The organism is Candidatus Hydrogenedentota bacterium (genome assembly GCA_035450225.1).
GTDB lineage: Bacteria > Hydrogenedentota > Hydrogenedentia > Hydrogenedentales > SLHB01 > DSVR01.
Genome location: DAOTMJ010000017.1, coordinates 23104 through 39658, shown reverse-complemented (window position 1 = coordinate 39658; position 16555 = coordinate 23104). Strand labels below are relative to the sequence as shown.

Here is a 16555-nt window from a genome sequence, read left to right as displayed (position 1 = left end):
GATGCCGCGGGTTGCCGCGATCAGGAAGCTGGAGACGCCGCCGCAGGGCGCTTGGGAGACAGGGTAACTACTTTTCGCCCGTCTTTGCCCTGCTTTTCGCGCAGGGCTCTTGCCAGCGCATGTACATCATAGTTGTACTTGGCCGCCATGGCGTCCTTCACGTTCCAGAGCTCACAGAGTACGTCATCTTCATACATCGTTCTGACCCAACAATTCGTCTGGCGTACATACGACAGGCGGGTGAAAACCCCTTTCAACGAGCAAGGCGCTCATCCCGCCCATCAACTCCGCATTGGCCAGATACCGACAGTTCCATGTTAAAAGGTAGTCTACTCCATGAACCGCCGCAACGCCAAGATGAAGTGCGTCTTGAACGGCTTTCGCTGGCAGACCGCCTCGATCCACGATGAAACCCGCCAAGTCTTCCGCCGCTTCCGTCAGGTTCAGCACAGGGAGCCCCGCAACCACTTCAAGGCGGCGTTGAACGGCATCCGAGTTACCCTGCGAGATTTCCTCGATGACTATCTCGGAGACGAATACTTCAAAATCGTGCCGCCTCTTAGCCCACCACTCGTGCGTGATTTGTTGGCGTGCGGTCTTGATCAAATCCCGGCTTGGCAGCGCGGCCAAATAGCTTACTATGCTGCTTTCAAGGTACAGATGCTTCATCCCGCGCCTCTTCAACTCCGCTTCATATTAGCAGACGAGGACCTGTCCAATCACGTGGATCGGTTTGGATCGGTTTGGCCAAGCCATGCTCGATACTCAGATTCTTCTACTTGCGGAAAGTGTCGGCGAACCCAATCTTCCGTGATTTCATAGAACATGAGAATACGAACAGGGTCATGTTCCTGGCTTCTTGCAATGTGGTAAAACTGACCACGCTGAAGGGTTTGAAGCAGATAGACTTTTTTTGGGTGCAGTTCCATTATTACCGATTTCTGGGTTTTGCCGGACCGGTTAGCCTGCTTGAGCAGGTTCCCCTTTGCACCCGCATTCATGCGGGGTGGAACAGGCCCCACGACTGCATTGAAGCGCGCTTCAGCGCGGCTTTTCAAAGGCTTCAGCAGGGCCGGCATGCTAGAGATCCGGGAAGCGACGCTAAAGCGCCCTGCCCGTGGCAATAAAAGCCTCCCACACCCCGCGTAAACGCGGGCGCAAAGAGGAGCGCGCTGAAGCGCGCTAACAAATGCCGTGCGCTTTCGGACGATAAGAGACCTTGCCTGACACACGATCAAATCCTGCATAATTCTTCCGGCGGATCCCGTCATCTGCCTGCAATTTCCACCCAGGATTCAACAATCCAACGGTAATAACAGAACTGCACCCCTTTTTTTGTACTCCTTGAGGATAATTCAGATGGAAGAACTGGAGTTCAAACGTGCCGTTACCCTTCTTCAACGGCGTCAGGCTGTTTACGCGAATAGGGCTGTAGCTCCTAAGATCACTGGCCCAAGTGAAGCCGTCGCCAATCAACTCACAAGAATACCAGTGTCCGATCTCCATAGTGAACAAGCGCATCAAACGCTCCACCCGCCGATGTTTTCAATTACAGATTGTTAAAGAGAAACACCCTATTTGTCTCTTATTCTTCTGCGTACGTGTCTTCGTAAATCTCTTGAATTCGTTTTCCGTTATAGGTCCAATGTGGACCCGGAGCAACAGGATAATCAATTTAACAGGTCAACGCGAAGCAGTGTGCGAGGACGCGCGCCCGCCCTTTCACCAAGAGGCGCTTGATGTTTTGGAGCCGTCGGAGACGTTGTGCCGGTGAAGCGACAGTGTGTTTGCACCGGCTTGTGTGTGAATTCTGGAGTGCATTCTTTGTGGCGCGGAGAGGCTGCATAGGTGTATAGTATGTGAAGTTTGTGCGGAAGATTGTGCAAAGGGCGGTATTTTTGGGCGGAATAGCCGGAAATGAAGGGTAGGGGATCTTGACGCTGAAAAAACGTGTCTTCATCGGCATGGGCGCGATCCTGGCCGCGCTGGCCTTGGTTGTCGCCGTGGTCGTCTTTTTGTTGGTTCATCGCGTCGAGGGCGAGTATTTCGACTCGAACGGCTGCCGCATCCACTACACGGTCGAGGGCCGGGGCGAGCCGGTGATCCTGGTGCACGGCGTCGCCGCGAACGCCGATCTGAATTGGCGGTATCCGGGCGTCATTCGCGCGTTGGCCAGGGATTTCAAGGTCATCGCGTTCGATCTGCGCGGCCACGGTCTCAGCGGCAAGCCGCACGAAGTGGACAAGTACGGCATTCAGATGGTCGAGGATATCGTCCGGTTGATGGACCATCTGCATATTCAAAAGGCGCACGTGGCCGGCTATTCGCTTGGGGGATTCCTGCTGTTGAAACTGCTCGCGACGCATCCGGATCGCGTGGCGAGCGCGGCGATTTGCGCGGCGGGATGGAAGAATCCCGACGATCCGTCGCCGCTGCCCAACCCGTACACCGCGCCCAAGGCGGACGCGCGGAAATGGCTCGACGCGGCGCTTTCGGCGCCCGTGGCGTCCACGTCGAAATCGCTGTTCCATCGCGTGCGCAACGCGGTCGGCGACCGGTTGATGGACAAGACGGCCAAGAAGGCCCTGAAACAGAAATACGTTGAACTGGCGGTCACGGAAGCGGAACTCAAAGCGATTCATGTCCCCGCGATATGCCTTATTGGGACGCAGGACGGTTTTCTCTTCCTTGCGCGCGATCTGCGCGCGCACATGCCGGGCATCGAGTTCTGCCAGATCGTCGGCGCGGGCCATTTCACGACGCCGTTCCGCCGCGTCTTCAAGGCGGATCTGCGCGACTTCTTCATCCGTCATCGCGGCACGGCGCAATAACGCCTTGGACGTTCACTCCTTGGCGTCCTTGAGCGTCTTGCGGAATCTGGGGGCGTTGACGGCGAATCGGTCGGAACGGAAATCCACGTGGACCTCGCCGCCGGGGGTGGACAGATCGAGGGCATTCGGCCTGCCGGGTTTGGCCGACACGGCGACGGGCGCATCGTTGAGCGTCATGAGGACGAGAAACTCGCGATGCCTGGCACGTTCGGCCGCATCGGCGGTGAGATGCCACTCTTTCCAGTTCATCTTGACCCAGTCGCCGGGCGGGATGTCGAACCGGTCGCTCTGCGAGAGTTCGAGCGTGGCGGGTTGAAGGAACCGCACGTCCACGGTTCCCGTTTTCGCCTCGCACCGCACGGTCCGATCCTCGATGGCGAAGGGCGCGATGGCATGGAGACGCCATTGGAACGTCGCGGGATGGGGCGTATCGAGCAGGTCGTGAATCAGGATCGCATGCGGCTTGAGAAAGACGATCCGGCGCGTCCACCGGTCGAGGTTTTCATACGAGCGCCCGGCCTCGCCCACAACGATGTCCACGTTGGGCGAGGTGTCGAACGCGACGATCCGCCCCCGTGCTTCGGGCGAATGCTTGATCTGCCCCTTGCCGTCCACCAGGATGGCGTTGTCGGCGAGCGATTCCCACATCCATTGCGCGTGGTGTTTGCTGCCGTACAGGTCGCGCGTGCCGGAACTGATGAACACGCGTTCGCCGCCCATGTGGAGCAGGAAGGCATTGTTCGAGTTGTAGCCGTGGCTTTGGCGTCCGAACGGGCTGCTCTTGAAATGCAGCGCGATGTTGTCGTCTGCGTCGAGCAGATTCGTGTTGAGCGTCGCGATACCCGTGCCGCGGAAACAGGCCGACGCCGGCATGCCGGACGGCGGCTGTCCCGTCAATCCCGGCGCATTGGCCGCGTAAATGAAATCGAGATAACCGCCGCCAAACGCGTAACCACACGCATCGGCGTACCATTTCCAGTGCGGATTGCGCGCGCCCTGCGCGAGCACGGCCACGAGCGGCGCAAGGCTATTCGAGGTCGTGGACAGCGACAGGTCGGCGAAGCCGCCCGTCTTGCTGCCCGGCGGCGCGATATAGAGGGCGTAATCGCCGATGCGCTTGTAGAACGGGCGCTCGAACACGTCGATTCCGAACGCCGCGCGGACGACATAGGCCCAGTACATGAACCGGCTGGTGTAACTGTTCCAGTAGGCGGCGCCTTCGTGCCAGCCGCCGTCGTCGTCGCCCCAGGCGGGATAGACCGTGTAAAAAATGGTCATGGCGTAATCGAGCCACTCGGGCGCTTCCGGAATCGTGTCGTAAAACGCGATGGCCAGTTCGCCCAGGAAATGCCATGCGCGGTTGCTGTGGCTGTTGTAGGGTTTCCAGAGATGCTGGCCGCGCTGGAGGCGCCCGAACGCCTGTGCGCCGCGTATGCGCATCGTTTCGACGATGGCCGCGCGATCCGCGTCCGAAAGCAGCGGATACGCCCACGTGTAGGCGCGCGACGCCAAATACAAGATCGGCATGGCCGCCTCGTCGTTGTACTCGTATTCCGTCGCGCCTTGCGGATCCCAGGCCGCCATGCCCATGAGCAGATCCCGCGCCGCCTTGCCGTACTTTTCATCGCCGCCGATGCGATAGGCAAACGCCAGGGTCGCGGCGGCGTTTCCCGCGGCCATCGAACGGTCGTGGTTGCCCCACCAGATCTTGCGCCATTGGTCGGGCGTGTCCTTGCGCGACACTTCCGGCGGATACTTGGGCGGTTCCGACAGGTCCGGAGGCGAGGCGAGGATCTGGTCGGCGGCATCCAACAACTTCGTCCAATTATCCGCAAGCGATCCCTTGGATAAATCATGAAAACGAGGCACGTCTTCCGGGCGGAAGAAGAGACGGGGATGCTCCTTCGGCATCCGTTCGGCCAGTTCCCCGCGCGTGGGCTGCGGGCATGCCGCCGCGTCTTCGGCGATATCGAACGCGCGCACCTTGCTCCAGTCCGACAATGCGCCGTCCTTGCCGCGCGCGGCGTAACGCCAATGGTACCGGCCCGGATCGAAGGGTTTTGCGGGACAGTGCGCGGACCACGGCACGTCTTGCGCCTCGTAGGCGATTCTCCGGAATTGTTTGTCCCGCGCGACTTGCAGCCGGTAACCGGCTGCATCCTTGCAGGGCCGCCACACGAACCCCGGCGGATTCAGGTTCAGCGTCTGCCCGTCGGGCCTGTAACCCCACTCGTTTTCGACGGCGGGCGATTCATTCAGAAGGGGCGCGGCCACGGCCGCATACCCCGCCGATACAATGGCAATGACAAGGATGCGTCGCATGAAAGTCTCCTCGTGATCTTTGCCTAGGCATTGCGTCGGGATGCCGGCTTTATCCGTACAAGGCGTCCAGCGCGTCCTCGATAAAATTGTCCGTAATGGGCGCTTCGTCCACGACGCTGAAGAACATTTTTTCCCTATCAACGAAGGTCTTGAGCGTTTCCAGGCATTGCCGGACTTCTGTGCGCGTCACGCCGGGCACGCGGTAGCGGAGTCCGAGGCGATCCATCAAATCAACGGCCCATTTATGGCGGTTGTCCTGCAGGCGGGTCATGAGGAAAATGCCGAGTGCGACGAGATCGCCATGTACGAAGTGGCGGCGAGTCAAGTGTTCGATGTTGTAGGCGACGAGATGCTCGGAACCCTCCTCGGGGCGGCTTGTGCCAATCCGCGCGCAGAATTCGACTTCGCGCCGGTACAGGTCCACGATGGCGTCAATGCCGCGCGGGGTGACGTCGTGCACGTCGGCGGCTGCGCGATCGAGTTCCGCGAGGCAGTCGGCGGCCAGTTGGGCGACCTCCGCATCAAACGCTTCGCCGCGCCGGCGATGGGCGAGATCCCAATCGTGGAGCGCCGTGTGAATGCTGGCGATATCCGCCGCGCCGGCGCGGTTGAGTTCGGGCGGCGCCTGGCGGATGAGATCGTGGTCCACAATCACCTCGCGGGGAAAGATATCGCCCACGTACTTCACGGCCTTGTTCACGCGGACCGCGACCATATTGGTCAGCGGGGCATCCACGGACACGATCGTGGGCACGAGAATCATGCGGCAGCCGCGCTTCCACGCGAGGTATTTGGCCGTGTCGCAACAGGAGCCGCCGCCGAGACCCACGACGATGTCGCACGGCGGCAGCGTGCGTTCCAGGCTTTCGAGCGTGGCCATGTCCATGTCTTCGACGAAATGAAGATGGAACGGTTCCCAATCCACCTGTTTCCGGAACAGGCTCCAGGGAATTTCCATGGAGGCCACCAGGACGGTTCCGGGCAAGGTCTTCAATTTCCGGGCGGCGCCGGCGCCGGATTCTATCATCGGGGCAATGTACATGCGGGTTTCCCTTTGGATGGCGAATGAATGGAGCAGGGCGAAAAAACGCGGGGCGCCGCGATCGTTGGGCGGCGCCCCGTCCCAAACAACATTATTTGGCGGAACCCAGCTTCAGATATTCGCTCAACTCAAGATTCTGGAACGGCTGGGCGCTCGCGTCGGCCGCGCCTTCGGCATAGGCAAAATACAACATCAACTTGTTGGCATCGTAGACGACATTGAGCAGGTTTGATCCGGGCTTGGCGATTTTCCGGGCAATCGCCTGCATCTTTTCGGCGTTCAAGGTCCCGTAATTGGCCTCGATGCCGTCCGAACCTTCCCATGCGCCGCGTCCCTGATCGTCGAACACCACACCGGGCTTGATGTTCGGGCTGTTTCCGTCGTTCGGATCATTGTCGCCGACGACCACGAAATCAGCCGGATGCGCAAGGCTGGTATTGGCGAGAATCTTGGCCGCGGACTGCTGCCAGCGCCCATCGGCGACGACGTAGTGGTAATTCTTGATTCGGCGGGCGGCATGGATAATGTCAACCGCCTCATCGAGATTCTTCGCGTCGTAAAGAATCGCGCGGAAGAACGAGAAGAAAGGTTCGCCGCGCAGATCGTACGGTTCGGGCGCGTCGGCGCTTATTTCCGCCAGCGATAGGCCGAAAAGATTGAACCCCGTGTGCGCGCCCACCATGCCTGCAAACGTCACGTTCAGGTGCGGCGTGCCGTTTTGCGGGATGTACACGACGATGCACGGATAGTCCTGCAGGCGCGCGTCGAGCGGCCAGTCGAGGTCGCGGGCATGCAGCATGCCGCCGTCGGCTGTCGCGGATTTCCATGCGGCCACGGAAGCGCAGGAGTAATTTTGCAGGACCGGGATCATGTGCGCCCGGCGCAGCAGATTGGTCCAATACGTCGCGTCCGTGGTAGCCGTGGCGACGCTTTCGGCGATGCCTTGTATCTCGTCGGTCAGGCGTGAGTCAATATAGGGCGATACCTTGACCCACGCCTTGTCCAGTTCCGTGTTCGAAAACTTGACGGGATCCTTTTGCTGCGCATTGGCGATGAACGCCGGCAGGAACGCCCGGATTTCCTGTGTCATGAGTTGGCCGTACCGCCGCCCCATCTGGTACGGCGTGCCGTTCAACACGACGACCGGCGCGGAATAGATCCCTTGGCCGGCTTCGGTGCGATACCCCCGGTTTTCATAGAGTTGCGGCTTGTGATACGTGTTGGGCAGCACGTTGACCTGCGTCGTGAAGATGTACGGTTGCGTCGGAAGTGGACTGCGGTACTTGAGTTGAACGAAGAAGGCGGTCCACTGCACGATCGGTTCGGCGGGTCGCGCAACATAAACGCCCTGATCTATGCTCGAAAGTTTCGTTGGGAACCAAACCGGGCCAGTGACTCCGAGGCGGAAATCGCGGGCGTCGGGGTTGGTTCCTTGCCACATGTTCACCTCAAGCGGCGCCAGATCCGTCGTCACTCGTATGCTGCCGTCCTCTTCGACGGTCCACTTGATATCGGGCAGGTTGGAACCGTTCAACACGGAATTGTAGAACGTCAGCACGGCGGCGACTGCCTCGTCCCAATTCGCGCTGGCTGTCGGATCCGCGGGATCGAACTGCTCGAGGCTGTGGTGCGAATTTGGAATGTAATGGAGCATGTTCTTGCCGAGCATCTTGTGGAAGTAGAACTGCGAAGAATCCGGCAGGAAGAATTCATCGCCCGTCGAATTCAGGATCAATTTCGGCAGCGTCAGTCGGTGGCGGTAGCGATAGGGATCCACGATATTCAGCAGCGCCTGGCCCGACGGGGTGTAAAAGTTGTCGAAGAGGTCAAATTCGACGTATTCCGCGACGGCGCTCGAATACCCCTTCCAAATATAGGGATACTGATCGTATTCTTCCTGGTTGGGTTGAAGTCCGTAGGAACTGGAATAGGCCAGTTTCTGATGCTGCATTTGAAGTCCCATGTTCAACACGTCAATGACCATGGGGGCGATCGCCTTTACGCGGCGTTGATCCGGCGGCAGATGGGCGTCCGCGGCCGCCGTCAGCCATGTCGTCCAGCCGCGCTTCGATCCGCCCGTGACCACGAAGTTCTCAACGTTGACGGGCGGAGTCAGCCCCGCGCAGATGTCCTGAACCGCATCCATGCCGCGGAACGCGCTCTTGACCATCGGCAGGAGCAGCGGCCACGTCGTGTTGGGGTTGTTCGGTTCTGTTTTTGCGAATTTGTCGTAGGTGTACGCGATGATTGCGTCCTCGGTCCGGCTTCGGCCGGGTTCGTCCGCGAAGGTAATGGGTTCGTTGGGCACGGCCTCGAGGAGTGTGACTACCGTTCCCGTTGTGGTGGAGAGTTTGGTCAGGTTCGACAAATAGGGATCGTCCGAACTGATATTCGACACGTTGGGTGGATTCGTGGGCGAGTAGGAGCCGCCGGACACGACCAGCAACGATGTCGTGTTTCGGATGATTTTCGGGACCACAATGGTCATCCAGTGGCACCAGTACGTGCGTTCCACGCCGAGGTTGTCCGGCCATCTTGGCGTCAGGATTTCGGATGTATTGCGCCATTCCTGCGACCGCAGGGAGGCCACGTAGATGGTGCAATCCTGTTGATAGGCGGTGGAACCGGTCTGGACTTGGAAGTCATAGGCGGGATCGGGATTTGGCGCCGCAATATAACGGTCCAAGGCTGTTTCCAATTCACCTTCGCCTTCACCTTCGCCTTCGCCCTCGCCTTCGCCTTCACCCTCGCCTTCACCCTCGCCTTCGCCCTCGCCTTCGCCTTCACCCTCGCCTTCACCCTCGCCTTCGCCTTCGCCCTCGCCTTCGCCTTCACCCTCGCCTTCGCCTTCACCTTCACCTCCGAGCCCCACATTGATCATTTTCGTGACGGAACTCGTTCCAGCCAGCGAAATGACATCGAGTTGCACTGTATAGGCGCCTGCCGCCGTATAGACATGCTGGGGATCTTTCACGCGGCTTACGGGGCTGTCGTCGCCGAAATCCCATGTCCAGGAGACCACGGGCGAGGTGCCTTCCGCGGTCAAATCGCTGAATTGGATGACTTGCCCCACGACGGGCGCATCCGTATCCCACGACAGGCCGGCCTTGGGCGGCACGGGGGTCTTGGGCGGCGCCACGCGCAATTCCGTACACATCTTGAAGGGCGTGGATTCGCCGTTCAGCGCATAGGCGCTTTCATAAATCACCTGCACGAAGAAACCGGTCCACGCGGTTTGCGACCGGGCCGGTTCCGCCACGTAACGGTTCAGCGCGGTCTGCGGCAGTTCGCTCGACGACCAATTGGTGCTCAACCGGAAATCGCGGTTTGACGAGGTTGCCTTCCACAACAGGACTCTGTCGGGCTTGGTTTGCGTGACGACTTCGATGCGGGTGTTGTCGTCCGAAGCCGTCCATGAAAACGCCGGGCGATCCGTCTTGCCCGCGGCAATGGACTGGAACCATGGCGCCAGAAGCGGCGCGGCGGTCGTGTAGCCGCCCATGCCGTGGTTCGTGTTCGGCGCATAGGTGAGATAATTTTCACCGCCGAGTTGCTTGAAATAGTACTGGGCGCTGTCCGGCACGAAAAATTCGTCGCCCGTCGAGTTGATGATCAGTTTCGGCATCGTGAGCCGGTCGCGATACTGGAAGGGGTCCACGATCTTGAGCAACGCTTGACCCGCAACGGTGTTGAACCGCTCGAAGACGTGCAGGTCCACATAATCCTGGATGGCCGACGAGAAACCGCCGTAGACCGCGCGGTGGTGTTCCATTTGCACGGCCATGTTCAGCACGTCTATCACGATGGGCGCGATGGCCGTGACACGCGGATCCGCGGCGCCGGTCAGCCACGTGGTCCATCCGCGTTTCGACGCGCCCGTGACGACGAATTGGCGAATCAGCGGCTCGTTGCGGTTCAGCGGGTTGCGCAGGAGATCCTGAACGGCGTCCATCGCCCGGACCGCGCTCTTCGTCATGGGCAAAAGCGCCGGCCATGTCGCGTCCATCGTCCGCAAATACCGGTCGTAGGAAAACGCGATGATTTCGTCCTCGGTGCGTCCGGAGGTCGTGTACCGTTTGTCGGGATCGTTCGCGAAAATCAGCGGCTCGTTGGGCACCTGCTCGATCAGGGCGACGACGGTGTTCGCCTCCTTGGCGAATTGGGCCAACTGGATCACGTCGGAACCCGGAGAGCACTCGCCGCCGTTGCTGCCGCCCTCGATGAGCAGGAGCCCGATCCGGTTTGTCGTGCCGGCCGGCTTCAGGACGGTCATGCAATGTTGCCAAAGCGAGCGATTGACTTCGTAGTCCGATGGATCGGCCTTTTCGCCCTCCTCCTCGTCCGCGCCTTTCCGCCAGCGCTGTGAAGTCATCTCGAACGTGTGGACCATGACGTCTTGAATGACGGTGGGCTGGGATTCCTCGCGGAACGCGAAGTTGTCGTCATTCAAAGCGATGTAGTTGTCGAGCGGGCGGCTGGCAAACACATGGACCATCTGCTGCGTCTTGGCCTTCGCGCCGCCCAAGCCGGTTACTTCAAGCGTAACCGTGTATTGTCCCGGCGTCGTGTACATGTGGATCGGATCGCGCTGCGTCGAGGATTGTCCGTCGCCGAATGTCCACAACCATTGCGAAATCGGGAGATTTCCCTGCTTGGATTCATCGGTAAACTTGACAATCGAGGATGTCAACGCGCGCGGTTTGTCGGTGAAGAACGCGGCCACGAGCGGCGGCGGCTCGACGCGGATCGTCTGTCGAATCTCGTTTTCGCCATGGGCCGTGGTGACTTTCAGCGAAAGATCGTAGTCGCCCGGCTGGGCAAAGGTACACGATAATTCGGGCAGCACGCTGTCAAAGGTCTGGCCCTGCCCCTCCACGTGCCAGCGACGCTGTGAAATCGGCATGGAACCGGCCGTGGAAGCATCCAAGAATTGCATTGTCGTGCCGACAAGGGCCGGCGTGCCCGCCATGCCATCCTGCTGCGTGACAACCGTAATTTCGGCCACCGGGTATACGTAATCGCGGTCCTCGCGCGCCGTGAGCTTCGCAGCGTTTCCGATCAGGGGTTCCAGATTCTTTTGCGCCAACGCGCCTTGGAACGTGCACCGGAACGGGCCGCCCGCCGCGCCGGTCACGGTAACGCCGCCCTGTCCGATGGACGGCAGGGCTTCGAGGGCTTTCTGTACGGCGGTTCCGTCCCCGTTATAGGCGATGGCGGCCGTGGTGTGGCCGCGGAAGGTCAGGGTGAACGATCCGGCCGATGACGGTGAGACGAAGACCCGTTGAATCTCGTTTATTCCTTGAACAAATGCGGCTTTGGGCGGCACTTTCGCGCGGACCAAGACCTCGCGCGTTGCAGTGGCCGAGGCGCCCTTGCTGTTTGTAATCGTCAGTTTGACGTTGTAAAGGCCCGATTTCGCGAAGACATGTGACGGATTGCGTAGGGAACTCGTCGTGCCATCGCCGAAATCCCAAAGCCAGCTGGAAATGGCCGCAAGGCCCGAAGAAGACGTATCCGTGAAGAGCACGGGATCGCCCGCGAATACGGAATCGCTGGACACGGTGAAACGGGCGGCGGTTTGTGAATCGCCCGCTTGGACATAGGCCTCTTTGGTGGTGGTCGCAACGCGGCCCAAGGCCGTGCGCACGGTCAGCGACACATTGTACGATCCGGCGTTCGCATACACATGGGTGGGATGTTGGGCCGTGCTGGCGGAACCGTCCCCAAAATCCCACTCCCACCGGACAATCGAATCCGCCCTGGACACAAGAGCGAGTTGGGATTGGTCCGTGAATTGGATCTGTTGTCCCGGTTCCGGCGTGCGATTGTTCACCGTGAAATCGGGCTTGACGAGCAGATCGGCCGTCACGGTGACCTCGACCGCCGCCGCGCCCGCCGATTCAACAAGCAGGGTTCCGGCGTTGGCGCCCAGCGACATGAGCGCGGGATTCAGGCGTACCGGAATAATCAACTCGTCCGACGGAGTCCGTAGGATGCACCCGTCGCCCGTCGATCGGCAGGCCCCGGCCACAATCCACGGCTCGATGGGCGTGACAACCAGGGGGGACATGGGGCGCGTCGTCGCATTGATGCGCACGGAAAAAGATAGAGGAAGAGTTTGTGTGCCGAAGTCCAGATGGGTCGGGCTTACACGGAGTTGAATGCCGATGTCATAGATCAGCCATGGGCATCCGGTCAATCCGATGCATAGCATTGCCAGAAGCGCCATTCGGGCCGGGGCGCCCCCCCGCCATCTTATTACACCATTCCGGAAGCCAGCCATGAAATTCACTCCTCGTTGCCGATGCACCGTCCCACACTCCACCCCGCCAGCAGGCAAAGTCCGGAAAAACCAGACACCTCCCGGGGTGTAGTTCAAAACACTTTCTTACCGTAAAACAATCATGCCAGTTTCCGCGTTCCGTGTCAACAGATGATTGGCCCGATTTCCGAAAAAAAGATAAGGCACGAATTTGACGCCGCAGCCGGTTTTGCGACCGAAGGCATGCCGCGCGTTGACGTTACGGAGGCGCGCCGGCAAGATGCGCTCTTTCAGCAGGATGTCCGGTCATTCTCTGGCGGCCGCGGCTTGCATAATGGCATCGCAAATCGCGTTGACCGCTTGCAGGGAGGGAAAATAGTGGATGTGTTCGGCGCGGAGGTCGGGTGCGCTGTTTGGGTCTCCTTCCTCGCCATACAACACAATGGGCAGCGACTCGAACGACTTGTTCGCGCGGATCAACCGGCAAACGTCCAATCCTTCCATATCCGGCAACGTGCGGCTTACGAGGAGTCCGATGGGATTGAGCATTTGCAACCGGAAAATGCCGTCCACCGTCGAATTGGCGGTAATGACTTCACACCCGCGCGCGTCGAAGGCTCTCCATAGAAGGCCACGATTGGCATGGCTTTGATCGATCACCAGAACGCGCGGGCGATCAGAGACCAGCCCGTCCGCGGTAGTCCGCTTACATGTGATGAAAAAGGCAATCTCGCTTCCAACGTGGGCTTGCTCTTCGGCGAATTCGCATCCCAGAAATTTGGAGGAAGCGTTTGTATCCATGCGCCGTACGATGGTTTCGACATCCTGCAGCGGGCCGCATCCCGGCAGGATAAACGAAAGTTTCAGGCGCGCATCTTTTTCGAAAGTCATGTCGCTGGCAATGCGGCATCCGCCCACGCTGATATCGCGAATCTCCCCGTTACCCGTCCGGCCGTCTTCCCCGACGAACGTGCAGGGGATGTTCGTCTCGACCCGTTGATGACGCCGGAAACCGACCGAGTGAACCTCGTCCGGCCATGCAATGCGGCACCAACTATCCGACTCGAAATTACTCCAGTCAATTACGGTGGAGGCGAATCCGCACGCGGCGCCCTCACGCACGAACCGAACCACGCAGGTCAAGCCCTCCGCCAGAGGCAGAAACCGGTCACGCATACGGGGCCGTTCCAGAAAAATGTACGATTTGGTTTTCCATCCCAGGATGTTCGTTCGTATGCTTGGAGCCGCGCCCGGTTGCAATCCCGGTTGAAACAGTGCCGTGCTCCCCACTTGCAGAAACTCCGAAAGGTCATTCTCGTTTGCCATTTAAGTTTCCTTCCCAAACATTGGATGGTTATGCCGGAAGAGTCGAAAGCCCCGAATCGTTTCCCCTTTTGCCGGCGCGATGCGCATGCTCGCTGTCGCTTGGACCGTTCACTTTTCCTCCGCTACAAAATCCCGGAATTGATTTTCGCAGTAGTCTAACGCGAACCGCAGAATGTGTCAATAGTTTTCTCCCAAACGACAGAAAAAATCAAATCGCGAACAAGTGGAATGTGGCGATCCTTGGGAAGTTGGTCTGGTTTGGAAAAAAGGTCCCGGGGCCATGCAGTACTCAAGTCGTGTATTCATTGTTTTGTTCCGTCTTGCCTCAATAGGGTAGAATTTTGGCGCTCGCAAATGGCCTAGATCAGGAGAATGTGGTGTCGTTGTTGCGCACGGTTGCAGCCCATGAGCGGATTCCCCCGGTTCGCGGGCTGGTTTTGTCGGAGAACAGCCGGAACCAGCCGATTGATCTCGTGGATATTCGCCGGTGGCTCCGCGTCAATCATGACCTTTTCAAAATGGAGAAGGTGGACCTTCTTTTTCACCGTGCGCGCAAACCTATCCTTTCTGCTGTGTTCGATTTGGCCGTCCAGTTGGATATTCGCATTTCCCTGCGAACCAATGTTTCTTTTTCGCCCTCGGAGTTGGGGTCCCTGCGCGATTATCCTTTTTTGGACGTGTTTTTGACCCCGGATTCGCCGGATTCGCCGTACCTTGCGGCATGGTTCGACGCGTGCCGCGAGGCGGATTTGAAGGCGCGCCTTCAACTCCATGCGCCGTTTTCCGGATCATTCGACGTTCAGGCCGTGGCGGATCGCGTTGCCGCCGAAAGCGTGACCGTGGTCAATATCGCCTTGTCGGATCCCTTTGTGAAGCGTCCGCCCTGCACGACGGCCACGGAGGCCATGAATACCATTCGCGTCATGAATGCGCTGGCGCGGACGCTGGCGGATCGCGACATCGAAACCAATCTTGTGGGACTGCCTTTCTGTCACGTCGAACCGGACAATCTGGTCCGCGCGGCCAATACCCAGCAATTTCTGCTGGATCATCAGCAATATGCCAGACCCGCGCATGAATTTGCGGCAAAAGTTTTTCTGTGCCGTCCAAACGCGATCGGCAAGGCCGTCATGATCCTTTTGGGCCGCGACACCATGACGACCGGATACGTGGACAACAAGTTGTTGCCGTGGATTGTCGAAGGGCCGTACCGTCACATGGTCTTGCTGGCGCTGCGGAAATTGACGCGACCGCTGCGTGCGGTTCGCGGCAAGCCGAAACCGCTGCCCGACAATGAAACGGCCTGTCTGCGGGAAATCGAACGCATACGGCAGAAAGCGGAGAAAAACATGGATCCGGCGTGCCGGCCTTGCCGGTTTCGGCGCATTTGCGATCACCGGTCGCCGGTCTTTGCGCGCATGGCGCCGTCTGTTCCGGTCAAGACGCAGGCGGGCGATGTCGTGCCCGCGCCCATGGCATTTGCCGCGATCCAGCCCAAATATTACGATGCGGTGGACGCCCCCCGCCTGGCCTTCGACGCACGGTATCTTGCCCTTGCGAAAGAAGCGCATGACCTTGTCATGAAACAGAGTCCAACGCGCGAAATAGACTCCGGCGATTACGAAGTCGAGGGCCAATGGACGCATCACATGCCCGGCGGCAACCGCTGGCACGCGTTCACCAACACCGAGAAACTGAGTACGATTCTTGCCCGCGTCACGCCCCCGGTCACGCTGTCGTACACCTTGGGCGGCGGTATTGCCGAATTCGCGGGGTTCAGTTTCGGGCGGCACAGCAAGGTTTTGTGCCCAATGGAATCCTATTCGCACAAACTGGTGCTGCATGTGGATGCCAAAGGCCGCTATGTGCTGCTGCGTGACGATGTGCCGGTGCGCCCGGCGGAATTCGAGGGGATGCCGTATGCCCCGCCGCGCTTGGCGGGCATGCTTGAGCCTCGCATTTCCCTGTGGAACATAGACAGTTCGATTGTGACCCAGACGGTGCTGGTATGGGAGGGCGATCCCGCCGCCGCGAAAGAGGCGGCGCGCGTCAAGTATTCGGTGGTCATTGTCAGCACGCGCTATGCCCGGCGTCTGCAGGCGGTTCTCCTCTCCATTGTCCATCAACAGAATGTGGACCTTTCGCGACTTGAAGTCGTCATTGGCTATGTGCCGGGCATTGACGCCACGGACGATCTGATCGAAAGCATGCGGCTGGTCCATCCCCAATTGCGCATTGTGCGATCCCCCTTCGATCCGGCCTATGCCCTTTCCAAGGGTTTTCTTATCAATGAATCGGTCCGCGCGGCTTCCGGCGAGTGGATTATCCTGTTGGATTCCGACATCCTCTTCGCGCCCAACTGGTTCGCAGAGATGGACAAGGTGGCCGCGGACGCTTCGTTTATCGCGCCCGACGGGCGCAAGATGCTGACAGCCGACACAACCGCACGCATCCTGTTGGGAGAAATCGAGCCGTGGCGCGACTGGGACGTCCTGCTGGCGGGGGCGGGTGAATTCCGGCTGCGCGAGGCGGACGGCGTTCCCATCGGGTTCTGCCAATGCGTCCGAAAAGAATGCTTGGACAAGGTAAAATACGTGGAACTGAACCATTTCGAGGGCGCCGACTGGTTGTTCGGCTTCAATATGCGCAAGGAATTTGGCGACGAAGTCCGCCTGGCCGGCATTCCCGTGCTACATCTCGATCACGGCGGCAGCCAATGGTACGGCACGCGCAAACACCGGTAAGATTGCGGGAAAAGGGAAGGTTGCGGCG

Annotated in this window: 9 protein-coding genes; 2 read left to right on the top strand and 7 right to left on the bottom strand. The window is 59.5% G+C overall.

Annotated features, from left to right (window positions below):
* Positions 1-189 precede the first annotated feature (189 nt).
* The 3 genes from P5540_10855 to P5540_10845 all read right to left on the bottom strand — a co-directional run bounded on the left by P5540_10855 (position 190) and on the right by P5540_10845 (position 1521).
* Positions 190-669: a type II toxin-antitoxin system VapC family toxin gene (locus P5540_10855; GenBank protein ID HRT65313.1), complete on the bottom strand. Its 480-nt coding sequence runs from the start codon at positions 667-669 to the stop codon at positions 190-192.
* Positions 670-719: 50 nt separating this feature from the next.
* Positions 720-1079, bottom strand: coding sequence for a hypothetical protein (locus tag P5540_10850; protein ID HRT65312.1), 360 nt, complete (start codon positions 1077-1079; stop codon positions 720-722).
* A gap of 103 nt (positions 1080-1182) precedes the next feature.
* Entirely contained in the window at positions 1183-1521 is a 339-nt protein-coding gene (locus P5540_10845; GenBank protein ID HRT65311.1) for a hypothetical protein, read from the bottom strand.
* 413 nt (positions 1522-1934) lie between these two features.
* On the opposite strand from P5540_10845, the gene P5540_10840 reads away from it, so the two are divergent.
* Positions 1935-2831 (top strand): alpha/beta hydrolase, encoded by an 897-nt coding sequence (locus P5540_10840; GenBank protein HRT65310.1) that lies wholly within the window; start codon positions 1935-1937, stop codon positions 2829-2831.
* Positions 2832-2843: 12 nt separating this feature from the next.
* Here the strand turns inward: P5540_10840 and P5540_10835 are convergent, their stop codons facing one another.
* From P5540_10835 to P5540_10820, 4 genes are all read right to left on the bottom strand, one after another.
* Positions 2844-5153: a DUF4962 domain-containing protein gene (locus P5540_10835; protein HRT65309.1), complete on the bottom strand. Its 2310-nt coding sequence runs from the start codon at positions 5151-5153 to the stop codon at positions 2844-2846.
* A 49-nt stretch (positions 5154-5202) separates the two neighbouring features.
* On the bottom strand, positions 5203-6195 hold the full coding sequence (locus P5540_10830; GenBank protein ID HRT65308.1) for an iron-containing alcohol dehydrogenase: 993 nt from the start codon (positions 6193-6195) through the stop codon (positions 5203-5205).
* 91 nt (positions 6196-6286) lie between these two features.
* Entirely contained in the window at positions 6287-12424 is a 6138-nt protein-coding gene (locus tag P5540_10825) for a C45 family autoproteolytic acyltransferase/hydrolase (protein HRT65307.1), read from the bottom strand.
* Between the two features lie 339 nt (positions 12425-12763).
* Positions 12764-13783 (bottom strand): PilZ domain-containing protein, encoded by a 1020-nt coding sequence (locus P5540_10820; GenBank protein ID HRT65306.1) that lies wholly within the window; start codon positions 13781-13783, stop codon positions 12764-12766.
* 377 nt (positions 13784-14160) lie between these two features.
* Here P5540_10820 and P5540_10815 point away from each other — a divergent pair, with 377 nt between their 5' ends.
* Positions 14161-16527, top strand: coding sequence for a hypothetical protein (locus tag P5540_10815; GenBank protein ID HRT65305.1), 2367 nt, complete (start codon positions 14161-14163; stop codon positions 16525-16527).
* Positions 16528-16555: the final 28 nt, after the last annotated feature.

Coding starts and splice junctions, on each gene's coding strand:
- P5540_10855 (HRT65313.1), bottom strand. CDS start 669: ATGAAGCATCTGTACCTTGAAAGCAGCATAGTAAGCTATTTGGCCGCG.
- P5540_10850 (HRT65312.1), bottom strand. CDS start 1,079: ATGCCGGCCCTGCTGAAGCCTTTGAAAAGCCGCGCTGAAGCGCGCTTC.
- P5540_10845 (HRT65311.1), bottom strand. CDS start 1,521: ATGCGCTTGTTCACTATGGAGATCGGACACTGGTATTCTTGTGAGTTG.
- P5540_10835 (HRT65309.1), bottom strand. CDS start 5,153: ATGCGACGCATCCTTGTCATTGCCATTGTATCGGCGGGGTATGCGGCC.
- P5540_10830 (HRT65308.1), bottom strand. CDS start 6,195: ATGTACATTGCCCCGATGATAGAATCCGGCGCCGGCGCCGCCCGGAAA.
- P5540_10825 (HRT65307.1), bottom strand. CDS start 12,424: ATGGCGCTTCTGGCAATGCTATGCATCGGATTGACCGGATGCCCATGG.
- P5540_10820 (HRT65306.1), bottom strand. CDS start 13,783: ATGGCAAACGAGAATGACCTTTCGGAGTTTCTGCAAGTGGGGAGCACG.